General features: G+C 71.3%; 16 protein-coding genes. 9 read left to right on the top strand and 7 right to left on the bottom strand.

The window, feature by feature from the left end; all coding sequences use genetic code 11:
• Positions 1-2: 2 nt before the first annotated feature.
• Entirely contained in the window at positions 3-1,619 is a 1,617-nt protein-coding gene (locus CAP_RS24980; protein WP_044245369.1) for a sensor histidine kinase, read from the top strand.
• Positions 1,620-1,676: 57 nt separating this feature from the next.
• Here the strand turns inward: CAP_RS24980 and CAP_RS24975 are convergent, their stop codons facing one another.
• Positions 1,677-2,588 carry a polyprenyl synthetase family protein gene (locus CAP_RS24975; protein WP_044245366.1) on the bottom strand — a complete coding sequence of 304 codons (912 nt, stop codon included), beginning with the start codon at positions 2,586-2,588 and terminating at the stop codon, positions 1,677-1,679.
• A gap of 98 nt (positions 2,589-2,686) precedes the next feature.
• Here CAP_RS24975 and crtD point away from each other — a divergent pair, with 98 nt between their 5' ends.
• From crtD to CAP_RS24960, 3 genes are read left to right on the top strand one after another with little or no spacing between them, the layout of a single operon-like run.
• The gene (crtD, locus tag CAP_RS24970) at positions 2,687-4,255 is read left to right on the top strand and encodes a 1-hydroxycarotenoid 3,4-desaturase CrtD (protein ID WP_044245455.1); all 1,569 of its coding nucleotides are present in this window, start codon (positions 2,687-2,689) and stop codon (positions 4,253-4,255) included.
• The gene (locus CAP_RS24965) at positions 4,252-5,169 is read left to right on the top strand and encodes a carotenoid 1,2-hydratase family protein (RefSeq protein WP_044245363.1); all 918 of its coding nucleotides are present in this window, start codon (positions 4,252-4,254) and stop codon (positions 5,167-5,169) included. Before crtD ends, CAP_RS24965 begins: the two co-directional genes overlap by 4 nt.
• Entirely contained in the window at positions 5,166-6,416 is a 1,251-nt protein-coding gene (locus CAP_RS24960) for a glycosyltransferase (protein ID WP_044245361.1), read from the top strand. Before CAP_RS24965 ends, CAP_RS24960 begins: the two co-directional genes overlap by 4 nt.
• Here CAP_RS24960 and CAP_RS24955 read toward each other — a convergent pair.
• The gene (locus CAP_RS24955) at positions 6,373-7,182 is read right to left on the bottom strand and encodes a lysophospholipid acyltransferase family protein (protein WP_044245359.1); all 810 of its coding nucleotides are present in this window, start codon (positions 7,180-7,182) and stop codon (positions 6,373-6,375) included. The two genes, CAP_RS24960 and CAP_RS24955, sit on opposite strands and share 44 nt — an antisense overlap.
• A gap of 47 nt (positions 7,183-7,229) precedes the next feature.
• Here CAP_RS24955 and CAP_RS48630 point away from each other — a divergent pair, with 47 nt between their 5' ends.
• Positions 7,230-7,808 carry a sterol desaturase family protein gene (locus CAP_RS48630; protein ID WP_231511677.1) on the top strand — a complete coding sequence of 193 codons (579 nt, stop codon included), beginning with the start codon at positions 7,230-7,232 and terminating at the stop codon, positions 7,806-7,808.
• Here CAP_RS48630 and CAP_RS24945 read toward each other — a convergent pair.
• The 3 genes from CAP_RS24945 to CAP_RS24935 are packed head-to-tail and all read right to left on the bottom strand — an operon-like array spanning position 7,708 to position 11,583.
• Positions 7,708-9,159 (bottom strand): geranylgeranyl reductase family protein, encoded by a 1,452-nt coding sequence (locus CAP_RS24945; protein ID WP_044245353.1) that lies wholly within the window; start codon positions 9,157-9,159, stop codon positions 7,708-7,710. The two genes, CAP_RS48630 and CAP_RS24945, sit on opposite strands and share 101 nt — an antisense overlap.
• A complete protein-coding gene (locus CAP_RS24940; protein ID WP_081865234.1) occupies positions 9,156-10,133 on the bottom strand; it encodes a phytoene/squalene synthase family protein in 978 nt (325 codons plus the stop codon). Before CAP_RS24940 ends, CAP_RS24945 begins: the two co-directional genes overlap by 4 nt.
• Positions 10,114-11,583, bottom strand: a complete 1,470-nt coding sequence (locus CAP_RS24935; protein ID WP_044245351.1) for a phytoene desaturase — start codon at positions 11,581-11,583, stop codon at positions 10,114-10,116. Before CAP_RS24935 ends, CAP_RS24940 begins: the two co-directional genes overlap by 20 nt.
• A 213-nt stretch (positions 11,584-11,796) precedes the next feature.
• On the opposite strand from CAP_RS24935, the gene CAP_RS24930 reads away from it, so the two are divergent.
• Complete coding sequence (locus CAP_RS24930; protein WP_044245348.1) at positions 11,797-12,714, top strand: MerR family transcriptional regulator; 918 nt, start codon at positions 11,797-11,799, stop codon at positions 12,712-12,714.
• A gap of 312 nt (positions 12,715-13,026) precedes the next feature.
• Here the strand turns inward: CAP_RS24930 and CAP_RS24925 are convergent, their stop codons facing one another.
• Positions 13,027-13,596, bottom strand: a complete 570-nt coding sequence (locus CAP_RS24925; protein WP_231511675.1) for a YtfJ family protein — start codon at positions 13,594-13,596, stop codon at positions 13,027-13,029.
• 338 nt (positions 13,597-13,934) lie between these two features.
• On the opposite strand from CAP_RS24925, the gene CAP_RS24920 reads away from it, so the two are divergent.
• Together CAP_RS24920 and CAP_RS24915 are read left to right on the top strand one after the other, a co-directional pair.
• Positions 13,935-14,408, top strand: a complete 474-nt coding sequence (locus CAP_RS24920) for an Hsp20/alpha crystallin family protein (RefSeq protein ID WP_044245343.1) — start codon at positions 13,935-13,937, stop codon at positions 14,406-14,408.
• 88 nt (positions 14,409-14,496) lie between these two features.
• Positions 14,497-14,886, top strand: a complete 390-nt coding sequence (locus CAP_RS24915; protein WP_044245451.1) for an Hsp20/alpha crystallin family protein — start codon at positions 14,497-14,499, stop codon at positions 14,884-14,886.
• A 57-nt stretch (positions 14,887-14,943) separates the two neighbouring features.
• Here CAP_RS24915 and CAP_RS24910 read toward each other — a convergent pair whose 3' ends face one another.
• Positions 14,944-15,393, bottom strand: coding sequence for a hypothetical protein (locus CAP_RS24910; RefSeq protein ID WP_156041126.1), 450 nt, complete (start codon positions 15,391-15,393; stop codon positions 14,944-14,946).
• Positions 15,394-15,544: 151 nt separating this feature from the next.
• Here CAP_RS24910 and CAP_RS24905 point away from each other — a divergent pair, with 151 nt between their 5' ends.
• Entirely contained in the window at positions 15,545-17,395 is a 1,851-nt protein-coding gene (locus tag CAP_RS24905; RefSeq protein ID WP_081865232.1) for a glutamate--tRNA ligase, read from the top strand.
• The last annotated feature ends 7 nt before the right edge of the window (positions 17,396-17,402 follow it).

Here is a 17,402-nt window from a genome sequence, read left to right as displayed (position 1 = left end):
CGATGTCGGAGCAGCACGTCGGCCGGCGGGAGCGGCTGCTCTACTTCGCGCTGGTCCCGGCCATCGTGCTCGCGGTGCTCGTCCTCGGGGGCATCGCGCTGCGCACCACACTCCAGATCGAGAAAGCGCGGCAACAGACCGTCTTCGATGCCACCCTCACCCTCGGCGACGAGCGCGTCGACAGGCTCGACAAGCTGATCATCGCGCAGGACAACGTCGTCGCGGCCCACGTCGACGTCGCCAACCTGGGGCTCATCACCAGGCGCTGGCTCCCCACCGCCGCGCGCGAGACCCCGACCGTGCGCGCGATCCTGGTCCTCGATCTGGACAGCCCCGACCGCGACGTCCTCTCCTTCATCTCCCGCAGCGCCCCTGGCCGCGAGGACGATCAGATTCGCCGGCTCCTCGTCACGCGCCTCCTGCCCCAGCTCAACTTCGATGGCCCCGTCGAGGAGCTGCGCCACCTCCACCACGTGGTCGACCAGCAGAGCCTCCTGCTCAGCTACTGGCAACGGACGCGTGAGGGCCGCCGCTACCTGATCGTCGCCTGGCACGACGTCCCCCGGCTCGTCCACGAGGTGCTCCCGCGCCTCTACCGCGACGTCGACCGCGGCAACAGCCGCATGAACGTGATCGACGAGAGCGGAAGGATCGTCTTCGGCCCTCCCATCAAGGAGGGAGAGTTCACGGTCGGCCGCCCCTTCCCGACCACGCTCTACAACTGGCGCTTGCAGCTCGCCCTCACCACCGCCGAGGAGCTCGGCCAGAAGGTGGAGCGCCAGCGCCTCATCGAGATCGGCATGGTCGGCCTTGCGGGCATGGTCGCCCTCGCGGGGCTTGCCATCGTGGTGCTCGCCTCCGTCAAGGAGCGCCGCCTCGCGGCCCTGAAGAGCGACTTCGTCGCCAATGTCTCGCACGAGCTGAAGACACCCCTGTCGCTCATCCGCATGTTCGGCGATCTCCTGCTCGGCGGCCGCGTGCCGAGCGACGAGAAGCGCCGTCAGTACCTCCAGATCATCGTGGGCGAGAGCGAGCGTCTCACCGCGCTCATCGAGAACGTGCTCGATTTTGCCAAGGTGGAGCGAGGCAAAGCGGCCTACCAGTTCGCCGAAGGAGACGTGGGCGCGGTGGTGGCGCGCGCGGTGGACCTCTACCGCTACCGCGCCGAGCGCGAGGGCATGGAGGTGCACCTCGACATCGCCACCGGTCCCCTCGACGCCCTCATCGACGCGGGCGCGCTGGAGCTGTCGGTCATGAACCTGCTCGACAACGCGACGAAGTACGCCCGCGAGGGAGGGCGGGTGGACGTCACGGTCGCGCGGGCCACCAAGGGCATGATCGAGGTGCGGGTGAGCGACCGGGGACCGGGGGTCGATCCCGAGGAGCAGGGGCAGATCTTCGAGCGCTTCGTACGGGGGCGCCGCGTCGCCGAGCATCGGGCTCGGGGGAGCGGGATCGGCCTGGCCCTGGTCAAGCACATCGCCGAGAGCCACAGCGGGAGCATCTCCGTGCGGAGCCCCGTCACCGAGGACGGGCGCGGCAGCACCTTCGTGCTCTCCCTTCCGGCGCTCCCGAAGCCGCGGCTCACCGTGCCCGTGTCGTTGCACCTGGCCGAGTGACCTCTGGGTCGAGCGCTGCTCCACCCGAGCGGTGTCGCGCTGCGCAGCAGGGCACCTTCAGGCCGTGTCGGCCCCGGCGTGAAGTCGAGACGGAGGTCGGCGGGCGATGGAGAGCTTCTCGGAAAGCTCGCGCACCCAGGCGCGCAGCTCGTCGGCGTGGTAGCATGACGGCATGGCCTCGATCGCTTCGTGGACCAGCTCCCGCAGGAGGCGCCGGGTGCCGTGGACCCCGAGCTGGACGGCCACGTTCGGACGGCCCAGCGCCTCGTCACGACCGACAGGCTTGCCGATCTCCTCGGGATCACCGCTCACATCGAGGAGGTCGTCGGCGAGCTGATAGGCCTCCCCGATCCGCTGTCCGAAGGTCCGCCATGCCCCGCCATCCTGACCGGCCGCCACGGCTCCCCCGACGGCTGCTGCCTCGAACAGCGCCCCTGTCTTGGCCCGCCGATAGACTGCCGCCGGAATGCACGACTCCGACTCCCAACCTTGACCCCCGATGATTCCATGCGGAACGCCGACGGCGCGGCCCACCACCTGGGTGAGCCGCACTGCCCTGACCGCATGCTGGGGCGCAGGCAGCGCATCCACCAGGGCGGCCTGCGCCAGCACCTCGAAGCTCAGGGCGATGAGCTGATCCCCGGCGAGCACCGCCAGCGGCTGCCCGAATGCGGCGTGCACCGACGGCAGCCCCCGGCGCACCGGCGCATCATCGAAGCAGGGCAGGTCGTCGTGCACGAGGGAGGCGCAGTGGATCAGCTCGATGGCGACGGCTGTCGCCTCGGAGAGCGCAGGAGCCGCGTCTCCACACGCCGAGGCAACCGCCAGGCATAGCCTCGGACGGACGCGACTCCCTCCCGGGAAAATGGCGTGCTGGACGGCTGCAATGAGCGTGGGCGGCGAATCGGGCGAAGAAAGAGGGGCCACCGCCGCGCGCAATGCGCGCTCGATCCTGTCGGCAGGGTCCATGTTCCAATTCTGGGGTGACGGAGAATGGACTGTCAATCCTTTATCCAAACTACTACAAACATTGGACACAGCTTGCTGGCTCCGCTAGGTTGAACAGCGTGGGGAACGATCGAGAGCGCATCCTCGTGGTCGGTGCCGGGGCGGGAGGGCTCGCCGCAGCCGCGCTGCTGGCCACGCAGGGGCTGGAGGTGATCGTCCTCGAACGGGCCGCGCATGTCGGCGGGAAAATGCGTGAGATCCGGGTAGGCGAGTACCTGATTGATGGAGGGCCGACCGTCCTGACGATGCGCTGGGTGTTCGAGGAACTCTTCACCGCCTGCGGCATGCGGCTCGACGACCACCTGCGGCTCCGGCGCGCCGAGGTCCTCGCCCGGCATGCATGGCCGGACGGCGCTCGGCTCGACCTCTTCGCCGAGATGGAGCGCACCATCGAGGCCATCAAGTCGCTGAGCGGCCCCCGCGAGGCAGACGGCTACCGCCGGTTCTGCGCCCATACCCAGGAGATTTTTCGTACCGTGGACGGCCCCTTTCTCAAGGCGGAGCGACCCACCATGCGCACCCTCCTCAGCGCCGCGGGGAGCCTCGGCCTCGGCGGCATCATGCGCATCGACGGTTACCGGTCCCTCTGGAAGGCGCTGGGCGATTTCTTCCACGATCCGCGGCTGCTCCAGCTCTTCGGCCGGTACGCCACCTACTGCGGCTCCTCGCCCTTCGCGGCTCCCGCGACGCTCAACGTGATCGCCCACGTGGAGCGAGAGGGTGTCTGGCTGGTGGAAGGTGGCATGTTCCGCGTCGCCGAGGCGGTGGCGGCGGCCGCGGTGCGCAAGGGAGCGACCATCCGTTGCGGTGCCCATGTGGCCGAACTCGACGTGCGCGGCGGGCAGGTCCGCGGCGTGCGCCTCGCCGACGGAGAGCACCTCCCGGCAGGTGCAGTGATCTTCAATGGCGACGTGGGCGCGCTGGCACGAGGGATGCTGGGATCCACCGCAGCGAAAAAAGTGCCCGACTCCAGCGAGCCTCGTTCGCTCTCGGCGATCACCTGGGCGCTGAGCGGGACGGCACGTGGCTTCCCGCTGCTCCATCACAATGTGTTCTTCTCCTCGGATTACCCCCGAGAGTTCCACGAGCTGTTCGACCAGGCCCGCCTCCCCGAGGAGCCGACGGTCTACGTCTGCGCCCAGGACCGCGGCGCTTCTCTCGATGACGCCTCGGCACCCCCTGTCACGGACGGCGCGGAGGCCGGCCGAGAGCGGTTCCTGTGCCTCATCAATGCTCCGGCCACGGGCGACAAGCGCCCCCTCTCACCTCAGGAGATCCGGGAATGCGAAACGCGCACGTTCAATCACCTGCGGCGACTGGGGCTATCGCTCGAGCGCTCGAACGGGTCGATCACCACGACACCCAGCGATTTCGATCGCCTCTTCCCCGGGACGGGGGGAGCGCTCTACGGCCCGGCGTCGCACGGGTGGAGCTCCCCCCTTGCCAGGGCGGGCTCCCGGACGAAGATCCGCAGCCTGTACCTGGCGGGTGGGGGCGTGCACCCGGGGGCGGGGGTCCCGATGGCCACCCTGAGCGGGAGGCTCGCCGCGACGAGCGTGCTCGAGGACCTGGGTTTGACCTCCCGATCGCTCGCAACGGCTATGCCTGGTGGTACCTGGATGTCGTGAGCGACGACGGCCGTCACGCCGTCACCATCATCGCCTTGCTCGGCAGCGTGTTCTCGCCCTACTACGTCGCCGCCCGGGGCCGTGACGCGGGCGAGCCGCTCGACCACTGCGCGATGAACGTGGCCCTCTACGGGCCCGGGCGTTCCCAGTGGGCCCTCACCGAGCGGCGCAAACACACGATCGAGCGAGGCCCCGATGCGCTCGTCATCGGCCCGAGCGTCATGGAGTGGCGCGACGGCGATCTCCTGGTGTCCTTCGACGAGACGACCTCACACTTCCCCTCGCTCCTGCAGAACCGGCTCCGCGGGCAGGTGCGCCTCATGCTGCGCAGCGCGCCCCCTGCCCCGATCCACCTCGACGCCGCGGGGCGCCACACCTGGGCCCCGATTGCCCCCATCGCCCGCGCGGAGGTCACGCTCTCGCATCCCCAGCTCCGCTTCTCGGGCAGCGCCTATCTGGACTCCAACGCGGGGGAGGAGCCCCTGGAGGCTGGCTTCACCGGCTGGAACTGGGCCCGCGCCGCGCCCGGCACCCACGATGGCAGCGGCCGCACCCGGAGCACCGAGCGCGCCGAGGTCTCCGTCTCCTACGGCGTCACGCGCCGCGACGGCTCGCACATGCTCGTCGCGCGCGCCTTCGATACCCAGGGAGAGAGCCGCGAGATCTCCGCACGCTCCACCCGCCCCTTCGGCAGGACAGGCTGGGGTCTCTCCAGGACGCTGGCCGTCGATCCCGGCACTGCCCCGCGCCTCGTGCGCACCCTGGAGGACACGCCCTTCTACGCACGCTCCCTCGCCGAGGCCAGCCTCGGAGGGCAGCAGGGCATCGTCGTCCACGAGCAGCTCTCCCTCGAACGCTTCGCGCAACCCTGGGTGCGGCTCCTCATCCCGTTCCGCATGCGGAGGACCAGGTGACGGACCTGGGGCACCTCGTCGGCTGGCTCCCGCTCGCCTGGGCCACGGTGGTCGCCTGCGTGTCGCTGGAAGCCGCACGCCGCGCCTTCCAGCGGCCCTCCGAGGCATGCCCCCCGCGCCCCGACGCCGCCCAGCCGACGCCCGTCTCCGCCTTGCAGGTGCTGCTCGTGCGCCCCTGCGCCGGCCATGAGCCCCACCTGGACCGAGCCCTGCGCTCCCTCTGCGAGGCCCGCACCTCCGCCACGCTGCGCTGCACCTTCGCGGTGGAGAGCGACGACGACGAAGCAGCCCCCGCTGCCCGCGCTGCCGTCCAGGCCCTCATCAGCGCCGGGATCCCCTCCTGCCTCGTCAACACCGCGCAGGGCACTGCCACCCCTCGCGCCTTCGCCCCCAACCGGAAGGCTGCCCAGATCGCGGCTGTCGTCGCCGCCGAGCGCCAGCCCTTCGATGTCCTGCTCATCGCGGACAGCGACGTCGACCTCGCGGGCCTCGACCTCGACACCCTGCTCGCCCCACTCTCCGGACCGCACCCCGCCGCCGCCGCCTGGGCTCCCCCCGCGGAGTTCGCCCCACCCCACACCCTCGCCGACCGCGCCTCGGCCGCGCTCCTCGGCGGCTCACTCCACGCCTTCCCCCTCCTCGCCGGCCTCGACCCCGGCTCCCTCGTGGGCAAGCTCTGCGCCCTGCGCGCCGACGCCCTCCACCGCATCGGCGGCTTCGACGCCCTCACCGCGCACCTCGGCGAGGACATGGAGCTCGGCCGCCGCCTTCGCGCGCAAGGCAGCGCCATCCGCGTCGCCCCCCTCGTCGCCCCTTCCCTCGCCTCTCACCGCTCCATCCCCGCCATCGTCTCCCGCTACGCCCGCTGGCTCACCGTCATCCGCGCCCAGCGCCCCCTCCTCCTCGCCAGCTACCCCGCCCTCTTCGCCGCGACGCCGCTCATCGTCCTCCTCGCGCTGCTCACGGCGTCCGCCACCGCCACCGCACCAGCGACCACCGCGACGGTCTCCTGGCCTGCCCTCGCCGCCATCGCGCTGGCCCTCGGCGCGCGCCTGCTCACCGCCTTCGCCGCCGCGCGCGCCGCGGGGCGCCCCACCTCGTTGCGCACCGCCATCGCCGACGCCCTCCTCGCCGACCTCCTCCTGCTCGCCGCCTTCACCCGCGCGCTCGTCAGCCGCAAGGTGGTGTGGCGCAGCGCGGTCCTCACCGTGGATCGCCGCGGCCTCCTCCGGGAAGCCGAGGCCTAGACGCGCGGGGGGGACGGGTCAGGTGCGCGAGCCACGCCTCCAGCAGCGGCCCCAGCGGCGACACCTTCGCCCGGTGGAGGCGCGCGAACTCCGCGAGCCCTGGCCCTCCGCCAACCTCCGCCACCTCCGCCGCCGCGCAGAGCGCCTCGTGGATCCGATCCAGCTCCGCCTGCACCGCCTCTTCCTGCACCTGCCGCGCTTCCCGCGGCTCCCGCATGGCCGTGAGCGGCGCCCCGAACGACACGTAGAGCCGGGGCCGCTCCTCGCCCCCCATCTCGTAGCGAATGCCCACCGGCACCACCCGCGCCCGCCGCGCCACACGCGCGATCTCCGCGGAGCCAGCCTTGAAGCCCAGCGGCCGCTGCCCCGCGGGCCGCTCCCTCCCCTGCGGAAAGACCCACACCGCGCGCCCTGGCCGATCGAGCAGCTTCGCCGCGTACTTGATCGCCGCCGCGCCATCCGCCGCGCTCTCCAGATCGACCCCGAACGCCCCGACCTTGGCGAAGAACGGCAGCCGCCGGAGGTTCTTCGCGTCCATCATGGCGTGCCCGTCCACCTCCAGCGTGTGCTGCGACAGGTGCAGGATCAGCAGCGGATCCCACCACGACGTGTGGTTCGCGACGAGCAGGAGCGGCGCCTCCGCCACGAGCGCCCGCGTCTCCTCCACCCCCCGCACCCACACCTCGCTGAAGGCGCCGTGGATGCGCCCCCGCGCGTGCCCCGCGAACCACGCATTGAACCAGCGCCCCTTCCGCGCCGGGATCATCGCCCCCCTCCCCGCGCGCGGCGCGGCCCACCCCTGGAGGTTCCCCCGTGACGAGCACCACCGCGACTGCCCTCTGGATCGGCACCGCCCTCCTCACCGCCGTGGCCATGGAACTCTGGGCCGCACTCCTTCACGGCCGCCTCTGGCACGGCCCCCTCTGGTCCGTGCACGGCTCGCACCACCGACGACGCAAGGGCGCCTGGGAGCGCAACGACGCCCTCTCCGTGCTCCACGCCCCCCTCGCCATGGCCCTCATCCTCCACGGCTGCCTGGCCGTGCCTGGCGTGACCCGGGAGATCGCCTTTGGCGTGGGCATCGGCATGACCCTCTTCGGCGTGGCCTATGTGCTCGTCCATGATGGCCTGGTGCATCGGCGACTCCCGGTCGCATGGCTCGCCCGCATCCCCTACCTCGCCCGCGTCCGCGACGCCCACCTCGTGCACCACCGCACCAACGCCGCACCGCATGGCCTCTTCCTCGGCCCCTGGGTGGTGGCCCGCCTCCCCGCGCATCTTCCCCGCCCACTCACCCCGCCCTCACGTACTCCCGCAGCAGGCCCGTCCCCCACCGCCCGATCCCCCCTGCACCCAGCGCGCCCAGCGCCTCCCGGTACACACTCGGCCTGAGCGCCGCCGTCTTCCGCAGGAACCCCACGAAATCCGCCGCGCTCATCTCGTCTCGGAGCAGCGACGCATAGAACTCGTTCCCCCCCGCGTGCAGCACCGCGAACGCCGTGTCGAGCAGCGCGTTCATCCCCTCCGTGCCCATCCTCCGTGGCGGCCGCGCCATCAGCGCTGCCAGCGCGCCGGCCCCTGCGTGTACCGGCGCATCGCACGCCACCTCGCGCACCTCCGGATCCTCCACCGCGCGTCCCAGCCCCTCCGCCGTCCGCGAAAGCCCCCGCACCGTCGACCCGAACCCGCAGAACGTCAGCGGCGAGTGCCGCGCCGCCGCGTCTCCCACGAGCCGCACCCGTCGCCCTCCTGCCCGCGGCGCCGGCGTCAGCCGCGACCACCCCGGAATGTACCCGAACGTCGGCCGCAGGAGCCGCGCCTCTCCCGCCTTGTACTGCCCGAACTGCGCGAAGAACCGCGCGTACAGCGAGACCAGCGCCCCTGGCCCCACGTCCTCCGACGGCGCGTAGTAGAACAGGTAGACCGTCGTCTCCCCGGGCCTCCCCGGGAACGCCTCCCACAGGTGCTGGAACCCGCCCACGAGCCCCTCGGTCGACACCAGGATCTCCCCCACGTCCGGCTGGATCTGCAGCGGCCCCTCTCCCTCCTCGATCCCCACCATCACCCCGCCCACCGTCGGACAGATCAGGTCCGCCGTCGCGTGCGGGCTCGTCGACCCTCGCGCATCGACCAGGAGCCGCGTCACCAGCGTCCGCCGCGCGCCTCCCTCCTCCACGGCCAGCGCCACTGCCTCCCGCCCCTCCGCGTGCCCCGAGAGCGTGTGCCCGTCGAGCAGCGTCACCCCACCCGCCTCGGCCCGCGCCCGCGCCCCCTCCAGCAGCGCCCGCGCGTCGATCGCGTGGTCCAGCACGCCCCGCACCGGGTACGTCCCGCCCCTGTGCCACCGGCAGAACCCCTCCCGGTAGCGCGCCACGACGAACCGCTCCACCTCCTCGGCCGAGAACAGCCCGCACGACGACAGCGCCTGCACCTCCGCCACCCCGGCGTTCCATTCCCGGTGTGCACCGCCCACGCGCGCCCGGTCCAGCACCGCCACCCGCAGCCCCCGATCCGCGAGCAGCGGCGCGAGGAGCAGCGACAGCCCGCCCCCCGCGATCACCACATCGAAATCCGGCCTCGCCTTCCCGTCCGGCGGCCGCGCCGCGCCGCCCTGCGCGCCTTGCTTTCCTGACAGCCGCCCGGCCCGCGTCGCGTCCAGGTGCTCCAGCCGCTCCAGCAGCGCGTCGCCCCCCGCCTCGCGCACCCTCCGCCGCGCTTCCTCGCGTCCGATCGCGCCCGTCATCGTGCCTCCACCAGAAAGCGCGTCTCCGCGAGCGGCGGCGCATCGCCCCCGCCCCTCACCTCCGGCGTCGGCGACGCCAGCGCCTGCATCAGCAGCCACGCCTTCCGCCCCTTCGACGTCACCGCCCTGCCCGTCACCGAGTCGAGGCGCCGCGCCACCACCACCCGCCCGATGTCCGCGTAGATCAAGCTCGCCGCCCGGATCGCCGGCCGGCAGTCGCGCGGCAGCATCGCGATCCCCGCGTCCGCGCGGCGGTACAGCGCCTCCGCGGCCCCGAGCAGCCGCGCCACCACCCGCCCCACCCGTGCGTCGAAGAGCGGCCGCGCGAGCCATGCATCCGGATCCATCCCCTCCTCGCGCAGCCACGCCTCGGGCAGGTACAGGCGCCCTCGCCGCGCATCCTCGCCCACGTCGCGCGCCACGTTGGTGAGCTGCATGGCGACCCCCAGATCGCACGCGCGCGCCAGCGCCTCCTCCGACCGCGTGTCCATCAGCACCGCCATCACCGCGCCCACCGCCCCCGCCACCCGCGCCGCGTAGGCATTCAGCGCCGACAACGTCGCGTACCGCCGCCCTTCCGCGTCCCACTGGAGCCCCTCCAGCAGCGCCTCCAGGAACACCCGCGGCAGCGCGCGCTCCGCCATCACCCGCGCGAGCGCCCGGTCCACCGGCCCCTCCTCCGGCGTCCCGGCGCATGCCCGATCGAGCCGCCGCTCCAGCGCCCTCACCGCCCCGAGCCCGCCGATCCCCTCGTCCACCTCGTCGTCGGCCACGCGGCAGAACGCGTACACCACCGCCACCGGATCGCGCACCCGCTCCGGCAGCAGCAGCGACGCCGCCGCGAAGCTCTTCGACCCGCGCCGGAGCAGCTCCTTGCACGCCGCGACGTCGGCCGCGGCATCGCCCGACGCGCCACCCTTGTCGCTCTTGCCAGCGCGATCAGCGCCGGCCCCCTCAGGCGAACGTCGAGGCATCCGGCACCACTGTATCCAGCACCCTGGCAGAAGACAGCACCCCCGGCATCCCTGCCCCGGGATGCGTGCCTGCCCCGACCAGGTAGAGGTGCTTCACGTCCTCGCTCGCATTGTGCGGCCGGAAGTAGGCGCTCTGCCCCAGCACCGGCTCCACCCCGAAGGCTGCCCCCCGGAACGACAGCAACCGGTCCTGGAAGTCCTGCGGCGTGAGCAGCCGCGACGTCACGATCGCCTCCCCCAGCCCCGGCATCACCGTGGCCTCCAGCAGCCGCTCGATGGATGCCCGGTACGCCTCCTGGCGCGCCGGCCAGTCCGTCCCGCTCAGCAGGTTCGGCACTGGCGACAGCACGTAGAACCCATCGCACCCCGGCGGCGCGAGCGAAGGGTCCGTCGCCGTCGGCCGGTGCAGGTACAGGCTGAAGTCGTCGGCGAGCACGTGCCGCTCGAAGATGTCGTCGAGCAGCCCCTTGTAGCGCGGCCCCAGCATGATCGTGTGGTGCTTGATGTCCGGGTACGGACGCTTCGTGCCGAAGTACCACACGAAAAGGCTCATGGAGTACCGCTGCCTCTCCACCCGGCTATCCGTCCAGCTCCGCCGGTGCTCGGGGGCGACCAGGTGCCGGTAGGTCCACGCCGAATCCGCGTTCGAGACCACCACGTCTGCCGGGAGGCGCTCCCCCGAGGCCAGCACCACCCCCCGGGCCCTCCCCTGCTCCACCAAGATCCGGCGCACCTCGGCATTGCAGCGCACCGCCCCCCCCAGCCCCTCGATCAAGGACACCAGCCCTTTCACCAGCGCCCCCGTCCCCCCGATGGGAAAATGCACCCCCCATTGCCGCTCCAGGAACGCGATCAGCGTGTAAATGGACGTGGTCGAGAACGGATTGCCGCCCACCAGCAGCGGATGAAAGCTGAGCACCTGCCGCAGCCGGTCGTCCTTCACGTACTTCGCGACCAGCCCGTAGACCGTGCGGTAGCTCTCCAGCCGCACCATATCCGGCACGATGCGCGCCATATCCATCACCGTGCCGAAGGGCACGTGCGCGAGCCGCTCGAACCCCACCCGGAAGATCTCCTCGCTCCTCTTCACGAACTGCTCGTAGCCCACCACGTCGTCCGGAGAGAATCGCCTGATCTCCTCGCGCATGGCCGCAGCGTCGCCCGTGTAATCGAACACCGCGCCGTCGTGGAAGCGAATGCGGTAGAACGGGGTCACCGGCCGGAGATCGATGTCGTCCGACATCTTTCGACCGCACAGGCTCCACAGCTCCTCGAACAGGAACGGCGCCGTGATCACCGTCGGCCCCGCGTCGAAGACGAAGCCATCCTGCCGGTGCACGTACGCCCTGCCTCCCGGCGCATCGAGCTTGTCCAGCACCGTCACCCGGAAGCCCCGCGCCCCGAGCCTGACCGCCGCCGCCAGCCCCCCGAATCCACTGCCGATGACCACCGCGTGGGGCTGCCGCCCGCGCCCCCCGCAACCCCCCTCACCCCCACCTTCCCCTGTCCCCTGGAGTCCCGCGTCCGACGAAGCACTGGAAGTTGTCACGAAGGGCAGTATAATGTTTGTACACTCTTTGACAAACGCCTTCGCACGACCGAAGGCATCCCGACGACGCTGCCCCTGACGCCGGCCCCGAGAGACCCGGCGAGGAACACCTGCGTGAGCCGCTACCGCATCCAGGCCGTCTCGAAGATGAGCGGCGTCTCCACGGCTACCCTCCGGGCCTGGGAGCGCCGCTACGGCGTCCCCGCCCCGGCGCGCACGGCCTCTGCCTACCGCCTCTACAGCGACGACGACGTCCAGCTCGTCAAGAAGATGCGCGACCACGTCGCCTCCGGCATGGCGGCAGCCGAGGCCGCGCAGGCCGTCCTCGAAGCCCGCGGCGCGACGCTCCCCGCCACCAACGGCGATGGCGACGCCTTCACGAGCACCCGTGACCGCATCGTCGAGGCCACCGTCCGCTTCGACCCGGAGATGCTCGAAGCGGAGGTCAGCAAGGCCCTCTCCCTTGGCCCCTCCGTGACCATCTTCGAGCGCGCCCTCGGCCCTGCCCTCGAACAGATCGGCGACCTCTGGCACGCCGGCCAGGTCACCGTCGCCCAGGAGCACATGGCCTCCCAGATCCTCGGCGCCACGCTTCTCCACCTCCTCCGCCTTGCCCAGCCCGCCGAGAGCGCGCGCCGCGTGGTGCTCGCCGGGTTCATCGAGGAAGACCACGTCCTCGGCCTGATCGGCGTGGGCCTGCGCTTCTGCGCCTGGGGCTTCCGGGTGGTCCTCCTCGGCCCCCGCACCCCCCCCTCGGCCATGGCCCGCGCCGTCGAGTCCCTCTCCCCCGAGGTCGTCGCCCTGACCGTCTCCGTGGCGCCCATCCCCTCCCATGCCCGCGACCTCGTCGACGCTTACGCCGACGCCTGCCGCGGCACCGTGTGGATCGTCGGCGGTCACGGCGCCACAGCCCTGCGGCCCTTCATCGAGTCCCGCGGAGGCATCGTCGCCACCGACCTCAACGATCTGCGCACCACCATCGAGCGCGCCCTCGCCACCCTCCGCCGCGACCGCAACGGCAGCCTCTCCTGATTCACACGGCAGGGGCTCGCGCCCCCGCCCCCCGCCGGGCAAAGCTCGTCGGGGCCCCCCACTCCGCGATCCACCCGCGGTCTCCAGAGCGTTCTGCCGCTTCGGGCCTGACGCCCGTCACCTCGGGAAGCGGACAATGTCCCCGGCCGTGTGTATGAGCACTGCGCTACCCAGGTTCATCCCAGGTCCTCGGCTCGGCGTTCGAGCGAAGCAACGGGGGTAGGGACCATCGGGAGCGTAGGGACCGAAGGTCCCTGAATTGCCGTACGCACTACTGGGGAGCGCGCCGGCGCCGCTCTACCTGGCGCTCCTCTACTTGGCGATCTCGGACTTCAGCAGCTCGATGATCTGCCCGCGCCGCTCTGCCGACAGGGTCCCCTCGGCCGCGAAGAGCACCTCACCCGCGCGGCTCACCAGAAGCACGCTGCTCACGCCCGCGCGCAGCCGGTACTTCTTGCGGAACGAGCCATCCCAGTCGCAGTAGATGGTGGTCCCCGCCTTCACCGACTCCTCGCGGATCGCGTCCTTCACGAACCCCTTGGCAGGCCAGAAGTTGTACCCGCTCACGTCGGCGATGGCCGCGAGCGCCACCGTCTTCTTGTAGCGGTCACCCTTGGCCAGCTTGCCCAGCTCGTCCTTGAACGCCTTATTCTGCGAGGACGACTCCTTGTCCTCGTACATGATGATGATGGGCTTGCCTTGCAGGCTCTTCATCTCGAGCGCGCGGCCATCCGCATCCTCGACCCGCGCGTTCGGCGCCTTCTCGCCCTCGGCGGGCAGCCCGAGCGCCACCCCTTGCACCCCCGTCGCCGCGACGAGCGCCCCCCCGGCGACGAGCCTCGACAGCGAGCGCGATGACCTGGGCGGCGAGCTGGATGCCATGTTCATGGTTTGTATCAAGTTGTTCAGACAGTCAACCTTTCGTTCCACCTTGCAGAGCTCCCGCGTCCTCTCTCCTCTTTTAGATGAAGGGGCCCGCCGCTCGTGGCGCCTCTCCCCCGTCGCCTGTGGCGCCTCTCCTCGCGAGACCCGATCGCCCTGCCCTTGACACCCTCCGCACCGTGCGAAGATTGGTCGTGCGGGTTGAACCGAGCTCAGGGGAGCGGCGGTCCCGCGATTGAGACGAGAATCATTGCCACCTGGGGACAGGAATGGGCGCGTGCAACGGACGCAGCGGCCCCCCTGGTCTGCCGGCTGGTACGAGTGAAGGAGCTATTCCCATGGCACGCTACAACCAGATCGATCGCACCTTTGCCCTGATGGACGACCTTCGGCAGCGCATGGATCGCATGTTCGAGACCTACGACACGTTCGCCCCTCCGCGGGCCTCGCTCCGTGGTGAATTCGATGGTGGGCCTCGCCTCACCGCCGCTGGCCCGCGCATTCACCTCTTCGACACGGGCAATGCCTACGTCGTGAAGGCGGACCTGCCCGGCGTGACCGAGAAGGACCTGAACGTCTCGCTGAATCAGGACGTCCTCACCCTCTCGGCCGAGCGCAAGAGCGACGCTCCCGAAGGCTACACGACGCACCGGCAGGAGCGCCCTGGCCTGAGGTTCTCGCGCACCTTCACGCTCCCGAGCAAGGTGGACCCGGAGACCACCACCGCCGTGCTCAAGAACGGCGTGCTGACGCTCACCCTGCCCCGGAGCCCGGAGACGCAGCCCCGCAAGATCGGCGTGACGACCAGGTAATGGCAGCCCTGCCCGCGCGTGCACACGAGGGCGCGAGCGGGCGAGAGCGCCCCACAGAAGACTTCAGAGGATCAGAGGAGTGACCATCATGAGCACCGAGAACACCCTTGCGAACGACCGAGCGCGCAACCAGGCCGAGAGCTTCCAGCAGCGCGCCACCGTGGCCCCACGCGTCGACATCCACGAGAACGCGGACGAGTTGCTCGTCGTCGCTGACCTCCCGGGCGTGCTCCAGGACGGCCTGAGCGTGAACCTGGAGAAGGGCGAGCTGACCATCGAGGGCAAGCGCGTCGACGCCGCCCGCCTCGTGCCCGGCAAGGACGTGGGCGGCCTCTGGGATTACCGGCGCACCTTCGTGGTGCCCCGCGGCATCGACGCCGAGAAGATCGCCGCCGAGCTGAAGGACGGCGTGCTCTTCATCCACCTGCCCAAGTCGGCCGCCGTGAAGCCGAGGCAGATCCCGGTCAAGAGCAACTGAGCCCTCCTTGCTCCTCGGGGGAGGACGAGCCCGCCCCGCCTTCCCCGCGGATGCGCTTCAAGGCGCGGCGCGCACGCAGCTCGCGACGCCGACCTCGACCTGGCACGTCTCCCCCGCAAAGCAGAGCCCCCGACACGGATCCGCGGCAGCCGCTTTGCCAGCCGGCTCGTCGGGTCCCCCCACGTCCGGCGCCCCCGCGATCCCGTCATGCCCCGTGCCGCGCACGCAGGTCTCCACGCCGTCCACCAGGACGCAGCGGTCGTCTGCGGCACAGGTGGCGTGGCACGGCAGCGGTTGGCAGGTGCCCGACGCCGTGTCGCACGCGGTACCCAAACGGCAGTCGCCCCAGCAAGCGTCCGTCGTCGCCCGCGCCGCCGCGACGGATGCCACCGCGATGCCCGTCGAGAGCGCCGCGTTGAGGAGCTGGTTGGTACCGGACGATCCGCAGCCACTCTGCGCGGCGATCAGCACCGCGACCACGAGCCCCGAGACCGGACGCGACCCCATGCTGCCATGGTACGCCGGACCGCAGCGGCCGGGGACCCCCCCTCGTGGACAGGCGCAGGACGGCATGCAGCGGCCGGGGACCCCTCGTTGACAGGCGTCGGACGGCATGCAAAGGCACGCCCCCGACCGCACGAGGAGCGACACGCCGCCCATGGACAAGCCGGAAAATCTCGCCGCAGACGCCGCCAGCGCAGCAACCGCCGCAGGCGCCGCGGACGCCAGCGCCACCGATCGCGAGGCCCTCATCCGCCTGCTCTATGGCTACGCGGCGGCGTCCGCGAAGCGCCCCGAGGCTTACGAGGCCATCTACCCGCCCCGCGCGCTCCCCGAGGGCGCCATGGTCACCCGCTACGCGCCGAGCCCCACCGGCTTCATGCACATCGGCGGCATCTTCGTCTCGCTCATCAACAAGCGCCTCGCCGTCCAGAGCAAGGGCGCCTTTTACCTCCGCCTCGAGGATACCGACGTCAAGCGCGCCATCCCCGGCGCCCTCGACACCATCGTCGACGCCATGGCCCGCTACGGCCTCGACCCCGACGAGGGCGTCCTCCGCGGCCCTGACGGCTCCTTCATCCAGCAAGGCCCCTACGCCCCTTACGTGCAGACCGAGCGCGCCGCGATCTACCGCGACTACGCCATCGAGCTGATCCGCCGCGGCCTCGCCTACCCCTGCTTCTGCACCGTCGAGGAGCTGGACGCCATCCGCGTCGAGCAGACCGCCCTCAAGGCCAAGACCGGCTACCACGGCCGCTGGGCGAAGTGGCGCGACGCCTCGCTCGCCAGCGTCGAGGAGGCCCTCGGCCGCGGCCTCCCCTTCGTGATGCGCCTCCGCGCCCCCGACGACCCCTCGGGCCGCATCGAGTGGAAGGACGGCGTGAAGGGCACCATCTCCATGCCCGTCAACGACGTCGACCACGTCCTCCTCAAGTCCGACGGCATCCCCACCTACCACTTCGCCCACGCCGTCGACGACCACCTCATGCGCACGACGCACGTCATCCGCGGCGACGAGTGGATGAGCAGCATGCCCTTCCACCTCCAGCTCTTCCGCTACCTCGGCTTCAAGCCCCCGAGCTACGCCCACGTCCCGCCCATCCAGAAGCTCGACCGCGTGGAGGAGAAGGACGCCGAGACCGGCGAGACCAAGACCACCGACTCCCGCCGCAAGCTGAGCAAGCGCCACGACCCCGAGGCCAACGTCGACTACTACTTCGAGGCCGGCGTCCCCGAGGCGGGCACCATCGAGTACCTGCTCAACATCGCCAACTCCGCCTTCGAGGACTGGCGCCGCGGGAGCCCCCAGAAGCCCTACACCGACTTCCCCCTCAAGCTGAACAAGCTCGCCGCCGGCGGCGCCCTGAGCGACCTCGTGAAGCTCAGCAACGTCAGCCAGGGCGTCATCGCCCGCATGAACGCCGAGGAGGTCTACGGCAACGGCCTCCGCTGGGCGAAGCGCTTCGACCCTGAGCTCGCCGCGCTCATGGAGCAGCACCCCGACTACACCCGCCGCGCCCTCCACATCGAGCGCCCCGGCGCCAAGAACAAGCGCATCGTCACCTGGCCCGACCTCCGCCCCCAGCTCGGCTACTTCTACGACGAGCTGTACGACGCGCTCGCCACGGCCGGGAACTTCGACTTCCCCGAGGCCATCCCCGCCGCGGAGCGCCCCGTCCTCCTCCAGCAGCTCCTCGACACCTACGACCCTGCCGCCGGCAAGGACGCCTGGTTCGACCGCATCCGCGAGGTCTCCAACCAGCACGGCTACGCCGGCGACATGAAGCTCCACAAGGCCAACCCCGCCGCCTACAAGGGCCACGTCGGCGACGTCTCCCAGCTCCTCCGCGTCGCCCTCTGCGGCACCAAGAACACCCCCGACCTGCACGAGGTCATGGCCGTGATGGGCATCGACCGCGTGCGCACCCGCCTCTCCCGCTTCCTCACCGCCCCCTCTGCGCCCCCCGCGCCTTCAGCGCCTCCCGCGCAGCCTGGCGCCGCGACCTGAAGCTCCC

It is taken from the genome of Chondromyces apiculatus DSM 436, from assembly GCF_000601485.1.
Lineage (GTDB): Bacteria > Myxococcota_A > Polyangia > Polyangiales > Polyangiaceae > Chondromyces > Chondromyces apiculatus.
The sequence above is the reverse complement of the archived record's forward strand: the minus strand, read 5'-3'. Positions and strand labels throughout refer to the sequence as shown.

Excerpts from the sequence above, each read along its gene's own strand:
- CAP_RS24980 (WP_044245369.1), top strand. The coding sequence starts at position 3 with ATGTCGGAGCAGCACGTCGGCCGGCGGGAGCGGCTGCTCTACTTCGCG.
- CAP_RS24975 (WP_044245366.1), bottom strand. The coding sequence starts at position 2,588 with ATGGACCCTGCCGACAGGATCGAGCGCGCATTGCGCGCGGCGGTGGCC.
- CAP_RS24955 (WP_044245359.1), bottom strand. The coding sequence starts at position 7,182 with ATGATCCCGGCGCGGAAGGGGCGCTGGTTCAATGCGTGGTTCGCGGGG.
- CAP_RS24945 (WP_044245353.1), bottom strand. The coding sequence starts at position 9,159 with ATGACGGGCGCGATCGGACGCGAGGAAGCGCGGCGGAGGGTGCGCGAG.
- CAP_RS24940 (WP_081865234.1), bottom strand. The coding sequence starts at position 10,133 with ATGCCTCGACGTTCGCCTGAGGGGGCCGGCGCTGATCGCGCTGGCAAG.
- CAP_RS24925 (WP_231511675.1), bottom strand. The coding sequence starts at position 13,596 with ATGGCATCCAGCTCGCCGCCCAGGTCATCGCGCTCGCTGTCGAGGCTC.
- CAP_RS24920 (WP_044245343.1), top strand. The coding sequence starts at position 13,935 with ATGGCACGCTACAACCAGATCGATCGCACCTTTGCCCTGATGGACGAC.
- CAP_RS24915 (WP_044245451.1), top strand. The coding sequence starts at position 14,497 with ATGAGCACCGAGAACACCCTTGCGAACGACCGAGCGCGCAACCAGGCC.
- CAP_RS24910 (WP_156041126.1), bottom strand. The coding sequence starts at position 15,393 with ATGGGGTCGCGTCCGGTCTCGGGGCTCGTGGTCGCGGTGCTGATCGCC.
- CAP_RS24905 (WP_081865232.1), top strand. The coding sequence starts at position 15,545 with ATGGACAAGCCGGAAAATCTCGCCGCAGACGCCGCCAGCGCAGCAACC.